General features: G+C 67.6%; 13 protein-coding genes. 11 read left to right on the top strand and 2 right to left on the bottom strand.

The window, feature by feature from the left end; all coding sequences use genetic code 11:
- Window position 1 precedes the first annotated feature (1 nt).
- The 7 genes from KUA19_RS28720 to KUA19_RS28690 all read left to right on the top strand — a co-directional run bounded on the left by KUA19_RS28720 (window position 2) and on the right by KUA19_RS28690 (window position 5,852).
- A complete protein-coding gene (locus KUA19_RS28720; RefSeq protein ID WP_217400805.1) occupies window positions 2-424 on the top strand; it encodes a RidA family protein in 423 nt (140 codons plus the stop codon).
- Complete coding sequence (locus KUA19_RS28715) at window positions 421-942, top strand: 3-hydroxyanthranilate 3,4-dioxygenase (protein ID WP_217400803.1); 522 nt, start codon at window positions 421-423, stop codon at window positions 940-942. Before KUA19_RS28720 ends, KUA19_RS28715 begins: the two co-directional genes overlap by 4 nt.
- Entirely contained in the window at window positions 939-1,949 is a 1,011-nt protein-coding gene (locus KUA19_RS28710; RefSeq protein ID WP_217401059.1) for an amidohydrolase family protein, read from the top strand. The genes KUA19_RS28715 and KUA19_RS28710 overlap by 4 nt, the downstream gene beginning before the upstream one ends.
- A gap of 75 nt (window positions 1,950-2,024) precedes the next feature.
- Window positions 2,025-2,765 (top strand): alpha/beta hydrolase, encoded by a 741-nt coding sequence (locus KUA19_RS28705; protein WP_217400801.1) that lies wholly within the window; start codon window positions 2,025-2,027, stop codon window positions 2,763-2,765.
- Between the two features lie 89 nt (window positions 2,766-2,854).
- Window positions 2,855-3,145 (top strand): aa3-type cytochrome oxidase subunit CtaJ, encoded by a 291-nt coding sequence (gene ctaJ / locus KUA19_RS28700; protein WP_217400799.1) that lies wholly within the window; start codon window positions 2,855-2,857, stop codon window positions 3,143-3,145.
- Window positions 3,132-3,548: a DUF5130 family protein gene (locus tag KUA19_RS28695; protein ID WP_217400797.1), complete on the top strand. Its 417-nt coding sequence runs from the start codon at window positions 3,132-3,134 to the stop codon at window positions 3,546-3,548. Before ctaJ ends, KUA19_RS28695 begins: the two co-directional genes overlap by 14 nt.
- Before the next feature lie 213 nt (window positions 3,549-3,761).
- Window positions 3,762-5,852, top strand: a complete 2,091-nt coding sequence (locus KUA19_RS28690) for an acyltransferase family protein (RefSeq protein ID WP_217400795.1) — start codon at window positions 3,762-3,764, stop codon at window positions 5,850-5,852.
- Window positions 5,853-5,936: 84 nt separating this feature from the next.
- Here KUA19_RS28690 and KUA19_RS44680 read toward each other — a convergent pair whose 3' ends face one another.
- On the bottom strand, window positions 5,937-10,445 hold the full coding sequence (locus KUA19_RS44680) for an FG-GAP-like repeat-containing protein (protein ID WP_217400793.1): 4,509 nt from the start codon (window positions 10,443-10,445) through the stop codon (window positions 5,937-5,939).
- 800 nt (window positions 10,446-11,245) lie between these two features.
- Here KUA19_RS44680 and KUA19_RS28680 point away from each other — a divergent pair.
- A complete protein-coding gene (locus tag KUA19_RS28680; protein WP_217400791.1) occupies window positions 11,246-17,188 on the top strand; it encodes an RHS repeat domain-containing protein in 5,943 nt (1,980 codons plus the stop codon).
- An 11-nt stretch (window positions 17,189-17,199) separates the two neighbouring features.
- Complete coding sequence (locus KUA19_RS28675) at window positions 17,200-17,463, top strand: hypothetical protein (protein WP_217400789.1); 264 nt, start codon at window positions 17,200-17,202, stop codon at window positions 17,461-17,463.
- 210 nt (window positions 17,464-17,673) lie between these two features.
- On the opposite strand, the gene KUA19_RS28670 is transcribed toward KUA19_RS28675, so the two are convergent.
- Window positions 17,674-18,177 (bottom strand): hypothetical protein, encoded by a 504-nt coding sequence (locus KUA19_RS28670; protein WP_217400787.1) that lies wholly within the window; start codon window positions 18,175-18,177, stop codon window positions 17,674-17,676.
- 737 nt (window positions 18,178-18,914) lie between these two features.
- Between KUA19_RS28670 and KUA19_RS28665 the strand changes: the two genes are divergently transcribed.
- Together KUA19_RS28665 and KUA19_RS28660 are read left to right on the top strand one after the other, a co-directional pair.
- Window positions 18,915-24,914 (top strand): RHS repeat domain-containing protein, encoded by a 6,000-nt coding sequence (locus tag KUA19_RS28665; protein WP_217400786.1) that lies wholly within the window; start codon window positions 18,915-18,917, stop codon window positions 24,912-24,914.
- A gap of 415 nt (window positions 24,915-25,329) precedes the next feature.
- Window positions 25,330-25,937, top strand: a 608-nt coding sequence (locus tag KUA19_RS28660; protein WP_217400784.1) for an alpha-amylase family protein, incomplete at its 3' end; no start/stop codon positions are given.

Genomic DNA, 25,937 nt, shown 5'->3' with positions numbered 1-25,937 from the left:
CATGAGCGGGAAGGTAGTGGCGGGCAAGGCGGTGCCGCGCGGGAAGTTCCCGCACGTCAAGGTCGCCGGCGGGTTCGCCTTCGTCTCCGGTACGAGCAGCCGCCGCCCCGACAACACCATCGCCGGTGCACAGGTCGACGAGTTCGGGACCACCAGCCTCGACATCCGCGAGCAGACCCGCGCCGTGATCGAGAACATCGGCGACATCCTGCGCTCGGTCGGCGCCGACCTGTCCGACCTGGTGCAGGTCACGACGTACCTGGTCAACATGAACGACTTCGGCGGCTACAACGAGGTCTACGGGCAGTACTTCGACGCGACCGGCCCCACCCGGACCACCGTCGCGGTGCACCAGCTGCCGCACCCCCACCTGCTGATCGAGATCCAGGCAGTGGCCCTGCTACCCCCAGAGGAGCAACGATGACGCACATCGACGAGCCGGTGAACTTCCCGGCCTGGGTCGAGGAGAACCAGCACCTGCTCAAGCCTCCGGTCGGCAACAAGCAGGTGCTGCCCACCGGCGACGACTTCATCGTGCAGGTGGTCGGCGGCCCCAACCAGCGCACCGACTTCCACGTCGACCCGTACGAGGAGTACTTCTACCAGATCCAGGGCACCCTGCGGATCAACGTGATGACCCCGGACGGCCCCGAGACGGTGGTCGTGCCGGCGGGGCACATGTGGATGCTGCCGCGCCTGCTGCCGCACTCGCCGCAGCGCGAGGCCGGTTCCATCGGCATCGTGGTGGAGCGGGTCCGCGAGGAGGGCACGCTGGAGAAGTTCCGCTGGTACTGCCCCGAGTGCTCGGCCATCGTGCACGAGGTGGAGCTGCAGGTGCGCGACATCGTCGCCGACCTGCCCCCGGTGTTCCAGGCGTTCTACGACAGCGAGTCCGCCCGCACCTGCGGCGAGTGCGGCCGGCTGCACCCGGGCAAGGGCTGATGGCACCCGTCGTCGACGTGCACACCCACGTCGTGCCGAAGGGCTGGCCCGACCTGTCCGCCGAGTGCGGCGGGACGGGCTGGCCCTGGCTGCGCGTCGACTCCGAGCGTGCCGCCATGATCATGGTGGGGGAGACCGAGTTCCGCCCGATCGGCGCGCAGTGCTGGGACGCCCCGACCCGGCTGGCCGACATGGCCGAGGACGGCGTCGACGTGCAGGTCGTCTCGCCGACCCCGGTGTTCTTCAGCTACGACCGCCCCGCCGCCCAGGCGGTCAAGGTCGCGAAGATCTTCAACGATCTGACCCTGGCGTTGTGCGCCGACCAGCCGGACCGGCTGGTGCCGTTCTGCCAGGTGCCGCTACAGGACCCGGAGCTGGCCTGCGCCGAGCTGGACCGGTGCCTGGCCGCCGGGCACGCCGGGGTCGAGATCGGCAACCACGTCGGCGACCGCGACCTCGACGACCCCGGCATCGTCATGTTCCTGCAGCACTGCGCGCAGGTCGGGGCGCCGGTGTTCGTACATCCCTGGGACATGCCCGCCGGGCCCCGCCTGGACCGGTGGATGGCCCGCTGGCTGACCGGTATGCCTGCCGAGACCCACCTGTCGGTGCTGGCGCTGATCCTGGGCGGGGTCTTCGACCGGGTGCCGGAGACGCTGCGGCTGTGCTTCGCGCACGGTGGCGGCAGCTTCCCGTTCTGGCTGGGCCGGGCCGACAACGCCTGGCACCGGCGCGGCGACGTGGTGCGCGGGGCGTCCGAGCAGCCGCCCAGCGCGTACGTGGACCGCTTCTTCGTCGACTCCGTGGTGTTCGAGCCCGCCGCGCTGCGGCTGCTGGTGGACACGATGGGGGAGGACCGGGTGGTGCTCGGCAGCGACTACCCCTACCCGCTGGGCGAGCGCCCGGTGGGCCAGGTCGTGGCCAAGGCCGACTTCCTGACCGAGCCGCAGCGCGCCAAGCTGCTCGGCGGCAACGCGTTGACGTTCCTGGGCCGGGGCGCCGCATGAGCGAGCGGAGCCGGCGAATCATGACGCAGTCCGCGAAGTGCCTCATGTCGAAAAGGCGCGAAGCGGGTTTTCGACATGAGTGAGGACCGCTCGGTGCTCACCCGCACCGCCACCGCGCCCGACGAGACCCTGCGCTACGGCCAGGAGCCCGAGCACGTCGCCGACGCCTGGCACGGCGACGCCCGCGCCCTGGACCGTCCGCTGGTGCTGATCGTGCACGGTGGATTCTGGCGCCCCGAGTACGACCGCGCGCACACCCACCCGATGGCCGCCGCGATCCGCGACGCGGGCTGGACGGTGTGTTCCACCGAGTACCGGCGCCAGCCGGGTGTGCCCGACGTCACCACCCGTGACGTGGCCGACGCCATCGCCACGCTTCCCAACGCGCTGACCAGGCACGATGGCCGCGTCATTGTGGTCGGGCACTCCGCGGGCGGTCACCTCGCGCTGTGGGCGGCCGCCGCCGCTCCCGCCGCCGGGCTCGCCGGGACGCTCGCGCTCGCGCCCGTGGCGGATCTCGTGCTGGCCGAGGAGTTGCATCTCGACGACGGCGCGGCCGGTGATTTCCTCGGTGTCCCCGCGGCTGAGCGGGCTGACCTCGATCCGGCCAGGCTGTCCACCCCTTCGGGGGAGGTGGTGCTGCTCCACGGGGTGCTCGACGAGGTGGTTCCGATCGCGCTGGCGCGGTCGTACGCGGTGGCGCACCCGGGCAGCCGGTTGGTGGCGGTGCCGGATACCGGGCATTTCGCCGTCATCGACCCGCTGTCGGCGGCGTGGCCGACGGTGCTCGAGCAGCTGTCGCGGCTGGGTGACTGACACGACGGGTTTCACCCCCTGAGCACGTGGGCACCTCCGTTCCGCTAGCGTTGAAGCGTTCGGATCGGACTCGAGCCGGGGAGCTGTACTTGTCCACGCCAGATATCGGAGACCTGCTGGTCTACGTGGGTATCCCGCTCGCGGTGATCGCCACGATATTTGCTCTTGTCTATGTTGTCGGTGGCCGTCGAACCGCCAAGCGCTACAGGCCGGGCCGCCCGTACCCGTACTCGCCGGTGTGGTTCCTGGCCCGCCCCGACGCCGACGGGCCGCAGGCGCGCCACGCCGAGCTGACCGCCGCCGCGCGCGCGGAACTCATCGCCGCGGGTGACGTGACGCCCGTGGTCGACGTGACAGGAGGCGCAAGTGACCGCTGGTGAACTGACCACCGCCCACCACCACCCCGGTGGCGTGGACGCGGTGATCAACGGACCTTTCACCACCCGCCAGCTGCTGCGCCTCGACGACGCGCTGACCAAGGCCGACCACGCCACCGGCTTCACCTTCAGCGTGTACGTCGGTGACATCGCCGAGCCGGTGCGCCAGAACGCCGAGCAGCTGCACGCCCGGCTGGCCAAGCCCGCCGACTCGGTGCTGATCGCGGTGTCGCCGCAGGTGCGGCAACTGGAGATCGTGACCGGGTCGCAGGCGCGCAAGCGGCTGTCGGACCGCGACTGCAAACTGGCCGCGCTGTCCATGGCGGCCGCCTTCGGCGGCGGCGACCTGGCCGGTGGCCTGGTCAGCGGCCTGGCCCAGCTCACCGGACTCGCCGGCAAGTCCTGACCCCGCCCGTGTGCGGCACCTGGTCTTTCTGATCGACGGCGGCCCATCCGGAGGACGGCTCTCGCGAGCCGTTCCCGGATGGGCCGCTGCCGTCCCCCGGTCCGCCGAGGGCGGGTCGACGGTCCCGTGGCCTGCTAACGTGTCGGGGTTTACGAGCGAGTTTCGTCGCGTCACCCCTCCGTGCCGCCGACGGTCGGCACGGGGAAGACGGTCATGGCTGAGCTTGGCAAGGACAGTGCCCCGCGCCCCGGGCACGGGTTTCGTGGCGATATCGAGGGCATGCGGGCCGTGGCGGTCGGGCTGGTGCTGCTGGCCCACGCCGGCCTGCCGGGGGTCTCGGGCGGGTTCGTCGGGGTCGACGTCTTCTTCGTGATCTCCGGTTTCCTGATCACGGGGCTGCTCGTCGCCGAGCAGGACCGCAAAGGTCGCATCTCCCTCACCGCCTTCTACGCGCGGCGCGCCAAGCGGCTGCTACCCGCCGCGGCCCTGGTGCTGGCCACCACCCTGACGCTGACCTACTTCCTGCTCCCGGCGACGCGCTGGCGCGGCACCGCGTTCGACGTGGTCGCCAGCGCCTGCTACGCGATGAACTGGCGGCTGGCCGCCCAGGCGGTGGACTACCTGGCCAACGACGACGCGCCGAGCCTGCTGCAGCACTTCTGGTCACTCGCCGTCGAGGAGCAGTTCTACCTGGTATGGCCACTGCTGCTGATCGTCGGCGCATGGCTGGCCGGGCGCCGGGGCAGCCACCGCCGCAACCCGCTGCGGCGCTACTACCTCATCGGGCTGTCCCTGATCGGCGTGCCCTCGCTGCTGTACTCGGTGTACCTGACCCAGACCGACCCCGCCCGCGCCTACTTCGTGACGCCGACCAGGCTGTGGGAGCTCGCGGTCGGCGCCGCGCTGGCGATCACGACAGCCTCGCTGGCCAAACTGCCCGCCCGCATCGCGGCCGGGCTGGCCTGGACCGGACTCGCCCTGGTGCTCGGGTCCGCTCTCCTGATCAAATCCACCACCCCCTTCCCCGGGTACGCGGCCCTGCTGCCCACCCTGGGCACCGGCGCGGTGCTCGCGGGCGGCTTGGCCGCGGGCAGCCTCGGGCCGGTGCGCCTGCTCGGGCTGCGACCGGTGCGGGCGATCGGCGCGATCTCCTACTCGCTGTACCTGTGGCACTGGCCGCTGCTGATGACCGCCGAGTCGATGTTCGGCAAGCTCGGCGCGTTGCAGGGCCTGGCGGTGGTGTGCGTGTCGGTGCTACCCGCCGTGCTGACGTACCGGTTCGTGGAGAACCCGGTCCGGCTCAGCCCGAGGCTGGCCGCGCGCCCGTCGCGCGCGATCGCGCTCGGCCTGGCCCTTACCCTGCTGCCGACCCTCGTCGCGGTGGGCTTCCAGGCGGCCATGCTGCCCAGCAGCCGTCCCGTCGACGGTGCCGCGGGCGCACAGGCGCTCGACGCCTCCCCGGTCGCGGGCGTGGTGGTGGACCGGGTCGAGGCGGTGACGCCGGATCCGATGGATGCCCGCGACGACGTGGCGCGGGTCTACGCGGACTCGTGCCTGTCCGCCGGTGCCGAAACCGAGGTCAAGACCTGCGATTACGGCCCCGCCGACGCGATCCGCACGGTCGCGCTGGTGGGCGACTCACACGCCGCGCAGTGGTTTCCGGCCCTGGCCGTGGTCGCCGAGCAGCGGCACTGGCACGTGACGACGTACCTCAAGGGGTCGTGCCCGCCGTTCGCCGAGACGGTGGCGCTGCGTGGCAAGCCGTTCGACGCGTGCACCGAGTGGAACGCCGGCGTGCGCGCGGCGCTGACCGGTCCCGCCCGGCCCGACCTGATCGTGGCCACCGCCAGCACCTCCTACCGGATCTTCCGCGACGGCCGCCTGCTGAACGGCGCGGACAACACCGCGGCGCTCGAGAGCGCGCTGCGGGCCAGCTTCAGCGGACTGGCGGGCCAGGGCACCCGGGTGGTGATGCTGCGCGACACCCCGATTCCGGTGATCGACGTCCCGGACTGCGTGGCCCGGCACTGGCACGAGCTGACCAGGTGCGGGTTCCCGCGCAAGCCCGCGCTGGACGCGTCGCTGCCGCAGGTGCGGGCTGCCGAGGGGTTGCCCGGGGTGGACCTGCTGGACCTGACCGGGGCCGTCTGCCCCAGCGACCCCTGTGCGCCGGTCATCGGCGAGGTGCTGGTGTACCGCGACACCAACCACGTCACCGCGACCTACAGCCGTACGTTGGCCGGGCGGCTGGGCGCGGAACTGGACCGGGTGCTGTCGGCGCCCGAGGCGACGCCCGCCCCCTGACAACGAGCGGGGCCCGTCGGCACTATGTGCCGACGGGCCCCGCCGTTCATGCTGGACGGTCTGGAAGACCTGTCAGAAGACCTGTCAGAAGACCTGGTTGAAGAACGACCAACCCGACCAGACCATCACCTCCTGGCCGGTCTTCAGCCCGCCGTTGCCGTTGCCCTTGTGCCACCACATGTCGCCGTTGGCGGCCTTGCGGGCGACCAGGTCGACGTGCCCGTCCTCGTCGAAGTCACCGGTCCCGATGACGGCGTTGTAGGACGACCAGTCGGTCGCGATCTTGGTCTGGGCGCCGGTCTTGAGTCGACCGGTGCCGTCACCCGGGTAGAGCCACAGGTCCTTGGTCGTGCTGTTGCGCACGATCAGATCCAGATGCCCGTCCTCGTCGAAGTCGCCGGGCGCGACGATCATGTCGAACCCGCCCCAGCCGGACGCGGCCACATACTGCTGGCCGGTCTTGAACCCGCCGGCGCCGTTACCCAGGTACACCCAGACGTCCTTGGTGGTGGCGTTACGGGCCAGCACGTCGGGGTAGCCGTCCTCGTCGAGGTCACCGGCCCCGGTGATGGCGTCGAAGGCGTTCCAACCGGTAGCGATCACGATCTGCTGGGAGGCCTTGAACCCGCCGACGCCGTTGCCCCGGTACAGCCAGAGCTCGCCGGTGCTGGGCTTGCGGGCGAGCAGGTCCGGCAGGCCGTCACCGTCGAAGTCGCTGACCGGGACGGTGATGTCGTACATCCACCAGTTCGGCCAGGCCACGTTCTGCTCGGCGAACCTGAAGCTGCCGGCACCGTTGCTCTTGTACAGCCACATGTCGTTCGTGGTGGCATGACGGGCGAAGATGTCGGTGTTGCCGTCCGCGTCGTAGTCCCGGTTGACCGCGTTGTGGCTGTACTGCACCCGGATCTGGTTCGCGGGCAGCAGGCCCTGGTACACCTGGATGTTGTCGATGTCGCCGTTGAAGTTCGAGATCTCGGCGTTGCCGAAGTGCTCGTGGCCGATCAGGAAGTTGCCGCCCGCGTTCCAGCTCACCGTGGAGTTGATCTGACCGACCTTCGCCCCGTTGACGAACAGCGCCATGGTGTGCGCGGTCGCGTCGTACTGGCCAACCACGTACTGCCAGCTGGTGGTGCTGACGTAGGCCATGCCGGAGGTCACCCGGCTGGTGGTCGGGCTGACAGTGTCGGTGAGGTGGTTGGTCAGCGCCCAGCCGGAGCCGGGCACGAACTGCAGCAGCGCGCCGGAGTTCGTGGTGCCCACCTGGCCCAGGATGGCCATGTACCCGGTGGTCGTCGCGGGCTTCACCCAGGCGCCGACCGTGAAGGACCTGTCGGTACGCAGGATCGGCGTGGTCACCGTCGCGGCACCGGCAGTGCCGTTGAGGTGGACCGCGCCGCCGTCCTCGGCGTTGTGCCCGGTCGTGACGAAGGTGGCGCTACCGGACAACGTCGCCTTGCGGCGGTACATGCTGGAGTCGTTGCCGATGCTGCCGGTCTGCTCGCCGAACTCCCAGTCGCCGACAAGCGTCGGGCCCTGCGCGAGCACCGGGTTGCTCACCGCGGTGGCGAAGCTGGTGTCGGTGCTGTAGAGGTAGGCCTGCAGGGCGTTCGCGCCGGTGGTCCGCCACATGTCCGGCCGACCGTCGACGTCGATGTCGGCGCCGACGACCACTGGAGCGCTGCCGGCGGGGTATCCGCTGGTGGACAGGCTGTACGAGGTGCTCGTGGCGTGACCGGCGGGGATGCCCTGCTCGCCGGTGGAGCTGTTGAAGGTGGTACCGGCCCACCGGGCCAGGGCGCCGGAGGTGTCGGTACGGGCGTAGAAGGTGGGGCAGCCGGTCTGGCAGACGGCAGCGGTGATCGTCTTGCCGGTCCAGCCACTGCTGATCAGGACGGGCACGTCGACGTCGCCCGCGGCCAGGCCGCTCGGCGGGTAGAGGTAGAGGTTGTCGCCGACGACGGCGTACAGGTCCTTCAGGTATGGCACGCCGAGCCCGACGCCGTCGAACTGGTTGTCCGGTGTCGCGACCACCTGGGCGACGGTCTGGTAGTTGAAGTTCTGGTCATCGGTGTTCGGCAGGTTGACCGAGATGACCCGGTTGGCGTCCCGGGTGTCGAACGGGGTTCCGTCGCCGGTACCGAGGATGATCTCGGTGTTGCTGCCCGAGATGTTGGCGTTCGGAAGGCGGACCAGGATGTCCTGGGCGCCGTCGCCGTTGAAGTCGCCCGGCGACACGCTGCTGCCCACCCAGTCGCCGGTGGTGCCGGTCCCGCCCTGGAAGGCGGTGCCGACGCCACCCACCTGGATGCCGGTGGTGGTGACGTGCCCGGCCTTGTCGGTGCTGGGGTAGAGCCACAGGCCCGGGTTGGCGGCGTCGCCGACCAGGAGCACGTCGGCCCGGCCGTCACCGGTGAAGTCGCTGTACGGGTCCGGCGTAGACCGGGGCCCGGCGAAGAACTGGTAGGTCTGCAGGGCACTGGTGTTCTTGGCCGCGTCGATGGCGTACACGTAGAGGGTGTTCGGCCCGATGCGGTTCAGCGGGACCGTGACGCTGGGCGTGCCCGCGGTGACGGTGCCCCAGTTGTTCTGCGGCATGACCGGGCCGGTCGTGGTGACCGGCGGGAACATGTTCAGCCCCCACACGTAGGTCGCCGGAGTGCCGCCGCCGCCCGCGCTGAAGGTGAAGGTCGCGGTCGTCCCGGCGTTCGGCCCCGAGGGGAACGAGGCGGAGACGTTCGGCGCGCCCGGAGCCGTCTTCTGAACGGCGAACCGGCAGGTGGGCGTGCTGTCGCTGTCGATGAACCCGTCGTTGGTCCGCACCGACCAGGTGTAGGTGTGACCGTCGACGAAGAACGACGACGGCTCGGTGATCGTGGCGGTCGAGCCGCTGCCGACCGACTGGGTGACCGTGGTGACCACGTCCGGCTCGGCGGTCACGTCGGTGATGGTGAACGTGGTGACCAGCGGGTTGAGCGTGCCGTCGGCGTCGCTGACCTTGGCGTTGAACGTCACCGAGGTGTTGCCGACCACGCTGTCCGGCGTGGCGGTGCACGCGGTGTACGGCTGGGTCAGATAGTTGCTCGGCGTGCTCGGCTTGGAGTTGTACTTGATGACGAGCTTCGGGTTGTTCTCGAACTTGCGCCAGGCGTCCCGGTTGGTCTCGGTCTGGTTGTAGAGCCCGACGACCGTGTACGACCATCGCCCGGCGGCCGCCGACACGATCTCGCTGGTCATGTTGAAGTCGACCTGCATGGGGTTCTCGGTCCCGGCCGCGTTCCAGTCACCCGGAACGGTCTTCGTCGAGATCAGGTTTCCCTTGGCAGGCTGGTTGTCCCAGTTGGTGCCGGAACTGATCGCCGCGCTGGAGTTGCTGATGTGGTTCAGGTCGACGTCGAAGCTCGCGCTGGTCGCGGACCACACCTCCTTGGTCTCCAGTGTCGCGGAGTAGATCTGCTGCGACCAGATCTTGCTCGGGATGGCAAACCTGAAGAACGAGCGAGCCTTGAAGTTCGGGGTGTCCCAGCCCTGGAACCCGACCCTGGCCCAGTCGGAGCTGTTCCAGTACTCGGTGTCGTGGTAGTAGCTGTTGACGTAGGTCCACGCGTTCTTGTTGACCGGCTCCGAGTTCCAGGTCGGGTCCAGGTACAGGGGGTAGTGCACGTTGGCGCCGGTCAGTGCGGCCGCGGGCGGGGTCAGCGTGATCGCATCCTGCTTCGCCGTGACCGCCAGGCGGTCGACCCTGGCGGCCGCGCCCGGCTCGCGGACGCCCGAGCGCGCCGGGGCGACGCCCGCCGTGACAGCCTTGTCGGCGTTGGTCCGGTCGGTGCCGGTCAGGTCGGCTGTGGTGGCCGAGTCCCACATCGTCGGCGTCGGCGCGGAGAAACGCAGGTGCCCGGCCTTGTCGACGGCGGTGATGTTGCCGGCGGTGTCGGCTGAAACGGTCACGCCATCAGCGGTGATCGGCAGACGCAGGCTGCTGACGCGCGCCCCCGCGGCGGCGTCGTGCACGACCAGGACATGCGAGAACCCGCCGCCGACATTCGCGGTGACCGCCAGATCGACGCCGGTCAGCACGTCGTGGTAGGTGGCGGTGGCCCCGGACACGGTCGGCTCGGGCAGAGTGCCCGGCCACGACATGGCCAGACTGCTGTCCTCATTGGTCATCTTGGCGAACGGTGCACTGCCGCCGCCGGAGAGGGTGAGGTTGCTCACCGTCGCCTTCGGGCTCCAGGTGCCGTCGGCGTTGCGGACCAGCGAGGCGTCGAGGCCGACCCAAGCACCATCGCGCAGCACACGCGCGGGCTGCGCGTTGAGCTCCAGGGTCGTGGTGCCGTCAGGGTCGGCCAGCGTGCGGGAGGTCTGGGTGGTCAACGCCGTGACCTCGACGGCACGGCCGGTGGAGCGGGCCTTGGTCGCCGCGACCGCCATGGCGTCGGTGGGCCGGGCGGGCTGTGCCGGTTTGGCGGCGGGTTGTCCGGCCGCGGAGACCGGATTTCCAGTGGCGGCCACGCCGAGCGTGGCCAGGACGAGCGGCAACGCGGCCGACAGCCATCTGCTGCGCCGCGGCACTCCAATGTGAAGTGATCGCACTACATCTCCTCGTGGGTCGGCGGAGCCGTTCCCGCCGTTGGCAGGGTGTAGCCACGAGGGCGTGCATGAGCAGCCATACCGATCGGACCGACCTGAAGGGTCGGTTCAGTCTGATATGGCTTCAATTGTGAATGGCTCCCCCGTGGCGCCAAGCTGCGTCACGATAGAGCAACTGTGCGTGTGTCCGCTAGGCCTTGTTGACGATCACTGTCTCGTATAGCGTGCCGCCCACATCTTGCCTGTATCCGCGGGGGATTTAAATGGCTGAGAATGGGACAACTGCGCCCAGCTCGCATTTCATCGAAACTCTTCTATTCAAGAGATCTGCTCGTCAACGTGCTGGCCGCCTGCTCGGGGTGCTGGTCGCGGCTTCGGTTGTGGTCGGTGGGTCGTTGACGGTGATGCCTGCTCCGCCGGCGATGGCGGAGCCGAGCCGTCCTGATGCGCAGCGGTTTGAGCATCCGCCGTTGGGTACGCCTCCGGCGAAGCCTGCGGTCAGGTCGGCGCGTGACGACACGTCGAGGCCGTGGCGTGCGCCGAAGGTCGAGTGGCCCGCAGCGGGCAGCTCCATCGTCGATCTCGGGACCGACGCGGCCACCGCGACTGCCGCTGGAGCGGCACTCAAGGTTCGGGCCGGCACGCTACCCGTGTGGGTCGCGCATGCCGCAGGCGCCGCTACGCGCGGGGCAGGCAGCTCTCGTATCAAGGTCACACTTGCCGACCGGGAGGCCGCGAAAGCTGCCGGCGTCACCGGCCTTCTGCTGTCCGCGCAGGCGGTGAGCGGAGCAGGCGCGGGTAGGGTGGCGGTCACCCTCGACCTGTCGTCCATCGCGGGTGAGTACGGGGCGGACTGGGTACGTCGGGCGCGGTTCGCGCAGTTGCCCGCGTGCGCGCTGACCACGCCGTCCGAACCCGTGTGCCAAGTGCAGACCCCTGTCCCCACCAACGTGGACGCGCAGTCGCAGACGTTGACCGCGACAGTCACCCTCGGCTCCGCACCGACCGGTGTCGCCCAGCGATCGGCTGCCGCGGCGAGCGCAGACGGCACTGCCGCGGCTTCCGGCATGGTCGTACTGGCCTCGCTGGCCGCGCCGACCAGCAATGCTGGTGACTACACGGCGACGTCGTTGGCGCCGAGTGGTTCGTGGTCGGCTGGTGGAAACTCGGGTGGGTTCTCGTACTCGTATCCGGTTGCGGTGCCGCCGGTTCCCGGTGGTGGCGGTCCGTCGGTGGCGTTGTCGTACAGTTCGCAGTCGGTCGACGGGAAGATGGTGTCGACCAACAGCCAGTCCTCGTGGGTGGGCGACGGTTGGGACTACACGCCGGGTTTTGTTGAGCAGACGTATGTGACGTGCAAGGACAATCCGCAGGGCACGGCGAAGAACACCTCGGACAGTTGCTGGGCCGGGCAGGTCGTGCACGTCAGCTTCGGCTCGACGTCTGGCGACCTGGTGTACGACGCGAGTCTGCCGACGAAGTGGAAGTTGTCGTCGGACAACGGTGAGAAGGTCGAGCAGGTCCGGACGCTGGGGATCAACGGGACGTTCGACGGCCTGTACTGGAAGATCACCACGCAGGACGGGACCCAGTTCTACTTCGGCCGCAACCAGCTGCCGGGGTGGGTGTCGGGTAAGCCGGTGACGAACTCGGCGTGGACGCAGCCGGTGTACAGCCCGTACTCGGGCGACCCGTGCTACTCCAAGACCAACCACCTGTGCACGATGGCGTACCGCTGGAACCTCGACTACGTGGTCGACACGCACCACAACGCCACCGGCTACTTCTACAACGCCTACACGAACTACTACGGTCAGGACGGCGGCACGACCGGGGTCTCCTACATCCGTAGCGGCGAACTCGATCACATCGACTACGGCATGGTCGACCCGACGCCGTATTCGACCAGCGCTCCGGCGCGGATCAAGTTCAACACCTCCGAGCGGTGCGTGGCCACCGGCACCGCCTGCAACGCCGGCAACATCACCACCACGCCGTCGAACTGGCCCGACACCCCGTACGCGGACCTGAACTGCAACTCCGGCGCGGTCTGCAACGTGCACTCGCCGACGTTCTGGTCCCGTCTGCGGCTCACCTCGATCGTCACCAACATCTGGAACGGCACCGCCTACAGCCCGGTCGACACGTACGCGCTGACCCACACGTTCCCGGCCAGCCAGGACAGCACCAGCCCGTCGCTGTGGCTGTCGACGATCACCCGCACCGGCAACGTCGGCGGCAACCTGTCACTTCCGCAGACGACGTTCACCGGGTCGAACATGCCCAACCGGGTGGACACGGCCGACTTCGCCCCGGCGATGAACCACCAGCGCATCACGGAGATCAAGACCGAGACGGGTGCGAAGATCCTGGTCGGTTACACCGGCCAGCAGTGCACCGCTCCGGTCACGATCAACCCGGCGACCAACACCAGCCTCTGCTACCCGGTCTACTGGACTCCGGAAGGCCAGACCCAGCAAAAGCTCGACTGGTTCAACAAATACCTGGTCAACACCATCGCCGAGCAGGACCCGACCGGCTATGCGCCGCCGAAGGCCACCGCGTACGAGTATGTCGGCGCCCCGGCGTGGCACCTCGACGACAACGAGCTGACCAAGGCCAAGTACCGCACCTACGGCCAGTGGCGCGGCTACGCCGCAGTGCGAACCCGCACCGGCGAGGGATCGGACCAGAAGACGCTCAGCGAGACCCGCTACTTCCGCGGCATGGGCGGCACTGTCAGCCTGTCACCCGATGTCACCTGGCCTACGGGAGGTCCTGCCGTCAGCGTCACCGACAGCGAAGAGCTCTCCGGTACCGTCCGTGAGGTCGTCACCTATCTCGGCGACGGCGGCCCTGCCATCTCGGCTTCGGCGAGCGATTTCTGGATCGGCGCCGCCTCGGCGATTCGGACCCGCAGCGGTGTGCCCGACCTGACGGCGAAGATCCAGCGCACCGTCGCCACCTATGCCACTACCGCCATCACCTCGCAGACGCCGACGACATGGCGTACGACGAAGAGCGAGACGACCTACGACACTGCCACCGGCCTGCCGAAGGTGGTCTTCGACCATGGTGATCTGGCGGTGCCGTCACAGTCGACGTGTACCACCATCACGTATGCGGCGGCGAACACCGGTCTGAACCTGGTCAACCTCGCCTCGGAAAGGGAGAAGGACGCCAAGCCGTGCGGCGGCGGTGGCGTCAACGGGCTCACCGCACCGACCAGCCTGAACCGGCCTGCCGATGTGGTCAGCAAGGTTCGCAACTACTACAACGATCCGGCGTTCGACACCACCTGGCCGCAGGCCAACCCGCCCTCGAACGGCGACGTCACCATGGTCAGAACTGCCTACGACTACACGGGTGGCAGCTGGCAGTTCCAGACCGGCTCGAAGACGAGCTACGACAGCCGGGGCCGCAGCATCGCCGTGACCGACGCCAACGGCAACGCGCCCGCGACGGTCACTTACACCCAGACCAACGGTCTCACCACCCAGGTGAAGTCCACCAACGCGCTCGGCCAGTTCGTGACCACCACGCTGGATCCGGCGCGCGGTGCCATCACCAAGGTTCTCGACCCGAACAACCTTGAAACCGACCTCGGCTACGATCAGCTCGGTCGTCGGACCGGCGTATGGCTGCCGGGCAACAACAACACCGCCAACCCGGCGAGCATCGTCTTCCAGTACGACATCTCCAACACGGTGCCGTCGGCGATCACCACGAAGACGATGAACGACAACGGCTCGTACCGGGTCTCGGTGTCGCTGTTCGACGCGCTGACCCGGCCGCGCCAGGTGCAGAGCCAGTCGCCGACGGGCGGCCGGTTGGTCGACGACACCTTCTATGACAGCCACGGCTGGGTGGTCAAGACCATCCACAAGTACCACGACGCCAGCGCGGCGAGCAGCACCCTGGTGGACCTGCGCGGCCAGGACAACCTGATGCTCGATGAGGACCTGACCACCTACGATGGCGCCGGCCGCGTGGTGCTGGGTCAGTCGCAGCGGGCGGGGGTGGTGAAGTGGCAGACGCAGACCGTCTACGGTGGTGACCGCACCACGGTCTTCGGCCCGCCCGGTTCCACGCCGGTGACCTCGATCGCGGACGCGCTCGGTCGCGCGGTGGAGCTGCGCTCCTACACGGCGGCGCCGTCGGTGGTCGGAGGGCAGGTCACCGGTGGGTCTTTCACGAAGCTGACCTACGGCTACGACCTGCGTGGCAACCAGTCTTCGGTCACCGACGGCGCGACCCCGGCCAACACCTGGACATCGACGTTCAACCTGCTCGGCCAGGTCACGGACAAGACCGACCCTGACACCGGCGCGACACATCTGACCTACGACGCCAACGGCAACCTGCTCATGAGCAAGGACAGCCGGAATAAGACTGTTTCTCACACCTACGACGCGCTCAACCGCCAGACCAACCTCTACGACGGCCCTGACGCCTCATCACCGCTGCTGGCGTCGTGGTCCTACGACTCAACGACGATCACGAACGGGCTGGGGCAGCTGGCGTCGTCGACCAGCTACGACAACGGCTACGCCTACACCACCACCGTCGGCGGCTACACCAACCGGTACAAGCCCACGTCGACCACGGTCAACATTCCTGCCGACCCGCGCAACGGCACCCTGGCGGGTAGTTATCTGTTCACCAATACGTACAGTCTCACCAACGGTCTGCTGACCAAGGTCGCGTTCCCGGCGACCACCGGTGCGCTGCCGGCGGAGACGGTGAACTTCGGCTACAACGGGCTGGACCTGCCGACCAGCACGAGCAGCCTGCTCGGCGCCTACATCAACACCACGACGTACAACGACTTCGGTCTGGTGTCGCAGGTGCAGATGAACACCGGCACCAACGCGTCGTACCTGACCCCCATGTACGACGACCATGACCTGCGTCTGGCGAGCACGCACGTGGAGCGCACCGGCGGCGTCCACGTCGACGACGTGACCTACCGGACGCTGCCCGGGGGCACGGTCACCGCGATCGTGGACAAGCGCAACGACACGGTCACCGAGACCCAGTGCTTCGACCACGACCTGCTCGGCCGCCTGACCGCGGCGTGGACGGCCAACGACGACTGCGCCGCCGACGTGGCGGTCACCGGCTCGAACGCGACCGTGGGCGGGATCGACCCGTACTGGACCAGCTGGACGTTCAACGACCGGGGCGACCGGTCGCAGGAGGTCCAGCACGCGCTGGTCGGGCAGAGCGGTGGGGACACGACCTCCACCTACAACTACCCGACCAGCGGCGGCACCCAGCCGCACGCCCTGACCTCGGTCACCGTCCAGGGCCCGAACGGCTCACCCAGCAGCTACACCTACGACGCCGCCGGTAACACCGCCACCCGTACCACCACCGCCAACGGCAACCAGGCGATGACGTTCAACAGCGTCGGCAAGCTGGCCGCCGTCGACAAGAACAGCGGGTCGGCGGTCTCGACCTACACCTACGACAGCAGCGGCAACACCCTGGTCCAGCGCGGACCCGGCATGGTCACCGTGTACCTGCCCGGCGAGGAACTGACCCTCAACACGCTCACCGGCGTCACCAGCGGCAAGCGGTACTACTCCGGCGCCGGCGTGACCGCCGTCCGCACCGGCACCACATCCACCGCCTTCAGCTACCTGATCAGCAACAATCAGGGCACCGCGACCCTGTCGACGGACCGCACCGGCCAGAACCCCAGCTGGAAACCGTTCACCCCGTACGGCGGACCCAGAGGCACCCAGCCGGCCCTGTGGCCGGACACGCACGGGTTCCTCGGCAAGCCCACCGACAGCACCACCGGGCTCAACCTCATCGGCGCCCGCCAGTACGACCCGACCACCGGCAGGTTCATCAGCCCTGACCCGGTCTTCCAAGCCACCGACACCAACCAGCTCGGCGGTTACTCGTACGCGGGTAACAGCCCGATCAGCCACAGCGATCCCACCGGCTTGTGCCGCGACGACCCGGGAACCCCCTGCGGCGACGGCCATCTGCACGACGGTAACGGCCTCGACGGTAAGGGCACCGGAGGCCCTGGCCATAAGTGCGGAACCGCCTGCGGAGGATCGGGCCCGCCACCCGCAAACAATGTCGATCCGTGTGACAAGCACTTCGATATCTGTAATGCTGGTGACCCGAATTCGGAGTTCGAGTGGTGGCTGAAGGAGTGCGGTACGACCGCTGCCGTATTCGGGTGCAAGCCGATTGAGTTGCCGACGCAAACGGGTGAGGTGGGCGTCAAGGACTACCTCGAACTCTTCGGCATGGTCTTCATGATGGCGGAGGGTGAGGGGCCTCCGCGGGTGAAGCCGCGCGAATATAACGCCTATATGAATGGCAACTACGGCATATTGGCAGAGCTCGACGCGGAAGATGTGGTTAATCTTTACATCAAGGCGGACAAAGAAGGCGGGACGACGCCGAGCGGCGGTACCATGTTCCGGGAAGCCGTTGAGGCATTCGGTGTGAACGGAATCAAGGGCATCCGGGGCGTCTGGCGAAATGGCGAAGGGCTGAAGGACAACACTCTCGCATTCAATCAAGCGCTGCGAGACGGCGCGTCACCGCAAGCAGCTGCGCAGAGTACGTTCACAGGGCGGATGGCGGCGAAGTACGGCTTCACCGAAGTCCGTTTCGAGAGCTTGGTGTGGAGCAAGGAACAAGGTTCGTTCACATCAATCAACGTAGTGTTCGAGCGACCGCCCACCATGATTCCAGTAACCATTGCCGCGTACTGAAGGACTGGGCTATGGAACCGTATGAGCAGCTGAAGTCAGAAGTCGCCGCGATGGCCGCGGGAGAGGTTTCCGTGGTCACCTTGATGAACAAAGTGCTGCCGAAGCTCAAGGCAGGCGACACGGCCCCGCAGTTGATGTTTCTTCTGGTTCCCACATTTAATATTCCGCTCTTGGTCATGCACGAAGCATTGGAATGGCAAGGGTTCGCGCTTGGAGGCCAGCTGTCGGACAGGCGGCTGGAAGAACTGTTGGCGCCTTACATACTCGGCCGCTGATCGCCGATTGGATCGGTTCACGGATCGGGCGAGCCTGGACGTGGGTGCGGGGGACGGTACTGCCTCCTCACCCACGTCCCCGTGACGGCAATGAGTGGCCGCGGATACAATCGATGGGCCACTCATTGCCAATCTTCAACCATGCTTCCGGCGGAGTCCTGTTCGCAGGAAGCATTGATCATCCTTGCGCAGTGTCGCGGGTCCGGGCGCTCAACGCCCGTAGAACCCGGTCGTTTCCCTCGGCCACCAGCCGCCGCAGCGGCGTTGCGTGCCCCTCTTCGGCCGCCCACTTCTCGTACGCCGCAACGCCTCCGGCGACACGTCCATCACCGGGTACCCCAGCACCATGAACTCCTGCGCGGGCTCGCTGTCCCGGGCCGCCCACACCGCATCGGCGTCGGCGAAGAACTTCGCCGTGTAGGGCCGGGTCAGCTCCACCTGCACGGGGTGCTGGAACCCCATCACCAGCGCCCGGTTGCGCCAGTTGGCCGGGTTCTGCGAAGCGGTCAGCTCCGCCCACACCTTGGCCTTGTTCTCCGCGCTCGGGATCAGCGCGTACGCCAGCGCGGCCCGATGTCCCCGGCCGCGGTCCGGTCCGCGTCGTGCTCGGCCTGGATCGGCCTTGCTGCGGGCCGCGCTGATGAACGCCCGCGCCCACCCGAACTGAAACCGCTTCCCACCTCCACAGGCTCCGCCGCCCCCGCGCGGCGTCACCCGCTGTTCTTCGATGGATACGAAGATGCTGGCGGAGGTTCACACTGCTCCATTGTGGTGCGGCGGCGTACTCCCGCCGGCCTCGAAGGCCTGCGGCGAGGAGTGAGTGGTCCTCGATGTCGTTTGACCGAATGCGGTCACGCTGAACTGCGTGACGACTTAGCAACCGTGTGCTGATCGGTAGGCCTTGTTGGGCGATATGCGGGTGAGATAGCGTGCCGTCGACATCTTGCCTGTATCCACGGGGGATTTAAATGGCTGAGAATGGGACAACTGCGCCCAGCTCGCATCTCATCGAAACACTTCTATTCAAGAGATCTGCTCGTCAACGTGCTGGCCGCCTGCTCGGGGTGCTGGTCGCGGCTTCGGTTGTGGTCGGTGGGTCGTTGACGGTGATGCCTGCTCCGCCGGCGATGGCGGAGCCGAGCCGTCCTGATGTGCAGCGGTTTGAGCATCCGCCGTTGGGTACGCCTCCGGCGAAGCCTGCGGTCAGGTCGGCGCGTGACGACACGTCGAGGCCGTGGCGTGCGCCGAAGGTCGAGTGGCCGGCGGCCGGCACCTCGATCGTCGACCTCACCGCGGGTGTGGCGGGATCTGCGGATGCCGCACCGCTGAAGGTGCGTGCTGGTGGCCTGCCGGTGTGGGTGGCTCGGGCGGCCGGCTCGGGTTCGCACTCGGCTGCCGGGTCGCGGATGAGGGTCGCGCTGGCGAGTCGGGATGCGGCGAAGGCGGCCGGTGTGACCGGTCTGCTGGTGTCGGCGCAGGCGGTGGACGCGTCGGGTGCGGGTCGGGTCGCGGTGTCGGTCGATCTGTCGTCGATCGCGGGTGAGTACGGTGCGGACTGGGTGCGGCGGGCGCGGCTTGCGCAGTTGCCCGCATGTGCGTTGACGACGCCGTCGGTGCCCGCGTGCCAGGTGCAGACTCCTGTTCCCACGAGTGTGGATGCGAAGTCGCAGACGGTGACCGCGACGGTGACCCTGGACGCGCCGATGAGCGCGGCCCGGCGGACGGCTGCCGTGTCGAGTGCTGATGGCACGGCCGGGGCTTCCGGCATGGTGGTGCTGGCGTCGCTGACCGCGCCGACGAGCAACGCCGGTGACTACACGGCGACGTCGTTGGCGCCGAGCGGTTCGTGGTCGGCCGGTGGCAGCTCAGGTGGGTTCTCTTACTCGTACCCCATCGCGGTGCCGCCGGTTCCTGGTGGCCCTGGTCCGTCAGTCGCGCTGTCGTACAGTTCGCAGTCGGTCGACGGGAAGATGGTGTCGACCAACAGTCAGTCCTCCTGGGTCGGTGACGGCTGGGACTACACCCCGGGTTCTATCGAGCAGACGTATGTGAGCTGCAAGGACAACCCGCAGGGCACGGCGAAGAACACCTCCGACTCCTGCTGGGCAGGGCAGATCGTGCACGTGAGTGCTGGTTCGATCTCTGGTGACCTGGTCTACGACGCGACGTCGGCGAAGTGGAAGCTCTCCAACGACAATGGTGAGAAGGTGGAGCAGGTTCGAACGTTGGGGATCAACGGGACGTTCGACGGCCTGTACTGGAAGATCACTACGCAGGACGGGACGCAGTACTACTTCGGCCGTAACCAGCTGCCCGGCTGGGTGTCGGGCAAGGCCGTGACGAACTCGGCGTGGACGCAGCCGGTGTACAGCCCGTACTCGGGTGATCCGTGCTATTCCAAGACCAACCATCTGTGCACGATGGCGTACCGCTGGAACCTCGACTACGTCGTGGACGTGCATCACAACGCGACGGCGTACTTCTACAACGCGCGGACGAACTACTACGGTCAGAACGGCGGCACGACCGGTGTCTCCTATGTCCGTAGCGGCGAGTTGGACCACATCGACTACGGGATCGTGGACCCGACCCCGTATGCGGGCAGTGCTCCGGCGCGGGTGCAGTTCAACACCTCCGAGCGGTGCGTGGCCACCGGCACGGGGTGCAGCAACATCACCTCGACGCCGTCGAACTGGCCTGACACCCCGTACGCGGACCTGAACTGCAACTCCGGCGCGGTCTGCAACGTGCACTCGGTGACGTTCTGGTCCCGGCTGCGGTTGACCTCGATTGTCACCCAGATCTGGAACGGCACCGCCTATAGTGCCGTCGACACCTACGCCCTGACCCACACCTTCCCGGCGACCCAGGACACCACCAGCCCATCACTGTGGCTGTCGACGATCATCCGGACCGGCAATGTCGGCGGCGACCTGGCGGCACTCCCGGTGACGTTCACCGGGTCGAACATGCCCAACCGGGTCGACACCGCCGACTTCGCCCCGGCGATGAACCACCAGCGCATCACCGAGATCAAGACCGAGACCGGCGCCAAGATCCTGGTCGGTTACACCGGCCAGCAGTGCACCGCTCCGGTCACGATCAACCCGGCGACCAACACCAGCCTCTGCTACCCGGTCTACTGGACCCCGGAAGGCCAGACCCAGCAGAAACTCGACTGGTTCCACAAGTACCTCGTCACCTCGATCGAGGCGCAGGACGTGACGGGTGGCGCGCCCCCGGTCTCCACCGCGTACCAGTACGTGGGCGATCCGGCCTGGCACATCGACGACAACGAGCTGACCAAGGCCAAGTACCGCACCTACGGCCAGTGGCGCGGTTATGCCACCGTTCGCACCCGCACCGGCTCCGGAACCGACCAGAAGACGCTGTCGGAGACGCGCTACTTCCGGGGCGTTGGCGGCACCGTCGCCCTGTCTTCAGACGTGACCTGGCCGACCGGCGGGCCGGCGACCAGTGTGACCGACCAGGAGGAACTGGCCGGTTCGCCCCGAGAGACGGTCACGTACCTCGGCGACGGCGGCGTGCCGGTCTCGGCTTCGGTGACCGATTACTGGGTCGGTGCCGCGACGGCGACCCGCGCCCGTACCGGGCTGTCCGCGCTGACCGCGAAGCTCAACCGCACGGTGGCCACGTACGACACCACCGCGATCACCTCGTCGACCCCGACGACCTGGCGCACCACCAAGACCGAGACCACCTACGACACGACCACAGGTCTGGCGAAGTTCGTGTACGACCACGGCGACCTCGCGGTGCCGTCGCAGGCGACCTGCACGTCCTTCACCTACGCGCCCGCCAACATCAGCCTGAATCTGCTGGGCCTGCCCACCGAGACGGAAAAGGACGCCAAGCCCTGCGGCGGCAGCGGAGTCAACGGGCTGACCGCGCCCACATCGGTGAGCCGTCCCGCCGACGTCGTGAGCAACATCCGCAACTACTACGACGATCCCGCCTTCAACACGACGTGGCCGCAGGGCACCACGCCCACCTTCGGCAACGTGACCATGATGCGTACCGCCACCGGCTACAGCGGAGGTGCCTTCCAGTACCAGACCGTGGCGAAGAAGGGCTTCGACAGCTTCGGGCGGGTCGTGTCGGTCATCGATGCCAACGGCAACGCTCCGGCCACCACCACCTACACCGAGACCAATGGCTTGACGACCTCGGTGCTGGCGACCAACCCGCTCGGGCAGGCGAACACCACGACCGTGAACCCGGCTCGCGGGCTCAACACGAAGACGGTGGACGCGAACACCCTCGAAGTCGACTTGGGTTACGACCCGCTGGGTCGGCTGACCGGCGTGTGGCTGCCCGGCAACAACACCATGACGAACCCGGCGAACCACGCCTTCCAGTACGACGTCTCCAACACCGTGCCGTCGGCGATCACCACGAAGACGATGAACGACAACGGCTCCTACCGGACGTCGGTACAGCTGCTCGACGCGCTCGTCCGACCGCGTCAGGTGCAGTCGCAGTCGGTGACCGGTGGGCGACTCATCGAGGACACCAGCTACGACAGCCACGGCTGGGTGGTCAGGTCTGTGCACAGCTACTACGACGCCTCCGCACCCAGCACCACGCTCTTCCCACTCGCGGGCCAGGACAACCTGATCCCCAACCTGAACCTGTTCACCTATGACGGGCTCGGGCGAATCGTCCTGGACCAGTCGCGGCGGATGGGCGTCACGAAGTGGCAGACCCAGACCGTGTACGGCGGTGACCGCACCACGGTCATCGGCCCGAACGGCTCGACGCCGGTGACTACCATCGTCGACGCGCTGGGACGCACGGTCGAGCTGGACTCGTACACGGCCGCTCCGAGCGTGGTGAACGGTCAGGTCACCGGTGGCGCCTTCACCAAGCTGACCTACGGCTTCGACCAGCGCGGCAACCCGTCCACCGTGACCGACAGCGCCACGGTGCCCAACACCTGGACCACCACCTTCGACATGTTGGGCCGGGCCACCGACAAGGCGGACCCGGACGCCGGCGCGACGCACATGACGTACGACGCCAACGGCAACCTGACCCTCACCACCGACAGCCGTGGCAAGAGCATCTTCCGGCAGTACGATGCGCTCAACCGGCCGGCGGCCACCTACGACGGCACGAACGCCTCGGCGCCGTTGCTCTCCTCGTGGTCCTACGACTCGACCAGCATCACCAACGGCATCGGGCAGCCGGCCTCGTCGACCAGCTACGACAACGGCTACGCCTACGTCAACACCGTGAGCGGCTACACCAACCGGTACCAGCCGAAGTCGACCACCGTCAGCATCCCCGCCGACCCGCGCAACGGCGCCCTGGCCGGTGACTACACGTTCGCCAATACGTACAGCCTCGTCAACGGTCTGCTGAAGAAGATCGACTACCCGTTGACCACCGGGGCGCTGCCCGCGGAGACCGTCAACTTCAACTACAACCTGCTCGACCTGCCGACCAGCACGACGAGCCTGCTCGGCAGCTACGTCAACACCACCACCTACAACCAGTTCGGCCTGGTCTCCCAGGTGCAGATGAACACCAGCACCAACGCCTTCTACCTGACGCCCACCTACGACGACCACGATCTGCGCCTGAACAGCGCGCACGTCGACCGGACCGGCAACATCCCGGTGGACGAGGTCACCTACCGTACGCTGCCCGCGGGCACGGTCTCCGCGATCGTGAACAAGCGCAACGGCACCACCACCGAGACGCAGTGCTTCGACCATGACCTGCTGGGCCGCCTGACCGCGGCCTGGACAGCCACGGACGACTGCGCGGCCGACGTGGCGGTCACCGGATCGAACGCCACCGTCGGTGGCATCGACCCGTACTGGACCAGTTGGACCTTCAACAGCCGGGGGGACCGCGCCGCTGAGACCAAGCACGCGCTGGTCGGCCAGTCCGGCGGTAACACGACCTCCACCTACGTCTACCCGACCGGAGTCACCCAGCCGCACACCCTGAACTCGGTTAGCGTGGTCGGGCCGAACGGCTCGCCCAGCAGCTACACCTACGACACCGCGGGCAACACCGCCACGCGTACCACGGCGGCGGGCACCCAGACCATGACCTGGAACAGTCAGGGGAAGCTCGTCAGCGTCGACCCAGGCGGCGTCAACCAGGCGTCGACCTACTCCTACGATGTCAACGGGCAGACACTGGTCCAGCGCAGTCCCGGCAGCGTCACGGTGTACCTGCCCGGTCAGGAACTCACCCTCAACACCACCAACGGGGTGAAGACCGGGAAGCGCTATTACACCGGTCCCGGGGGTGTCAGCGCTGTCCGGACCGGAACGACCGCCACGGCGTACAGCTATCTGGTCGCCAACACTCAGGGCACCCAGTCGTTGTCAGTGGACCGTAACGGTCAGAACCCGGCCTGGCGATCGTTCACGCCGTTCGGCGGCCCGCGCGGCACCCAGCCGACCCAGTGGCCGGACAGCCACGGCTTCCTGGGCCTGCCGGTCGACACGAGCACGGGCCTCAACCTGGTCGGCGCCCGTCAGTACGACCCAGCCATCGGGCGATTCATCAGCCTCGACCCAGTCTTCGAGCCGACGGACGTCAACCAGCTCGGCGGCTACGCCTACGCCGGTAACAGCCCTGTCAGTCACGCCGACCCGACCGGTCTGGCGGTCTGCGAGGACGACGACTGCCTGTCGACGAGGATCACCAAGTCGGACGGGTCGCACCAGTACATCGACCGTCACCCGAAGCGCAACCCGGTGCGCGATCTTCGCATCTTCGGAAAGAAGCTGACTCCCGAACAGTACTGGCACTTGAAGAGTAACTGGGGATATCGGGGGTCTATGGACTTCACCATCGGTGATGCGATGACCCAGCTCAAGTGCATGGAAGCTGGGATCTGCGTCGGCAGAAGTGTCGGTGTCGAGGGGCCGCAGGGATTCCAGGCGTTCGTGTGCAGCGCCATGGGAGGTATGTCGGTGAGCGCCTGCGCCGGCACTCCGAACACTCCGATCGACGTGGTGGGAAACACGCTCATCGAATCCGCTATTGCTCCCAGCGAGCCGTTCCTTCAGGTGGCAGCTGCATTGAATAGCTTCTACAAAGGCGACGACCAGGCTGGAGTAGAGCATCTATCCGATGCGGTGGGCGGCGTGAGCGTCGGCAATGTGCAACTCGGGGTTCCGCTCGCGGCAATCGGCAAGGGTGTTGCGGCCGGCATGGACCCCAAGGATAGCGGCGATGGACCACCCTATGTCTACGTGCGCGGTAGTGTCATCATAGAAAATGGGAAATCCATTATAGACGGACAAATCCGGTACACCACGGAACACTGGTATGAGCGCAAGGTCCTATTCCCGCTGCCTTCGAATCTGTTCGCTGTTTCAGAGAAGCTAAACATTGACCTGGACGTGTTCCTGGATGGACTGGCGGAGATAGGGTTCGTCTCTTCCAGGACTCCCTTGACCTAGGAAGTGACGAGAGTGGCCGCAGGCGGAATCGGAGCCACTCTCAAAGGCGATTGAACCAACGCTCCGCCCGGATCCGGATCCGGGCGGAGCGTTGGCTTATCCGTGTGCGGTGTCGCGGGCGCGCGCCCAAGGGTCGCAGGACCCGGTCGTTGCCTCCTCCGCCAGTCGCCGCAGCGGCGTGGCGTGCCCCTCCTCGGCGGCCCAGGCTTCGTACGCGGCCACGGTCTCGGTTGACACGCGAAGTGACCCGGCTCTTAAGTCCGAACTTTCCGCTATGTGGTTTTGTTGCCGGATGCGGCCGCGCTGAACCGTGTGACGAGTTGGCAGCCGTGTGCTGATCGGTAGGTCTTGTTGGGCGATATGTGGTTGAGATAGCGTGCCGTCGACATCTTGCCTGTATCCACGGGGGATTTAAATGGCTGAGAATGGGACAACTGCGCCCAGCTCACTGTTCATCGAAACTCGTCCATCGAATAGATCTGCTCGTCAACGTACTGCGCGCCTGCTGGGTGTGCTGGTCGCGGCTTCGGTTGTGGTCGGTGGGTCGTTGACGGTGATGCCTGCTCCGCCGGCGATGGCGGAGCCGAGCCGTCCTGATGTGCAGCGGTTTGAGCATCCGCCGTTGGGTACGCCTCCGGCGAAGCCTGCGGTCAGGTCGGCGCGTGACGACACGTCGAGGCCGTGGCGTGCGCCGAAGGTCGAGTGGCCGGCGGCCGGCACCTCGATCGTCGACCTCACCGCGGGTGTGGCGGGATCTGCGGATGCCGCACCGCTGAAGGTGCGTGCTGGTGGCCTGCCGGTGTGGGTGGCTCGGGCGGCCGGCTCGGGTTCGCACTCGGCTGCCGGGTCGCGGATGAGGGTCGCGCTGGCGAGTCGGGATGCGGCGAAGGCGGCCGGTGTGACCGGTCTGCTGGTGTCGGCGCAGGCGGTGGACGCGTCGGGTGCGGGTCGGGTCGCGGTGTCGGTCGATCTGTCGTCGATCGCGGGTGAGTACGGTGCGGACTGGGTGCGGCGGGCGCGGCT

The sequence above is a fragment of the Catellatospora tritici genome, from assembly GCF_019083965.1.
In the GTDB taxonomy this organism is placed as follows: Bacteria; Actinomycetota; Actinomycetes; order Mycobacteriales; family Micromonosporaceae; genus Catellatospora; species Catellatospora tritici.
This window is presented reverse-complemented; position numbering and strand designations above follow the sequence as displayed.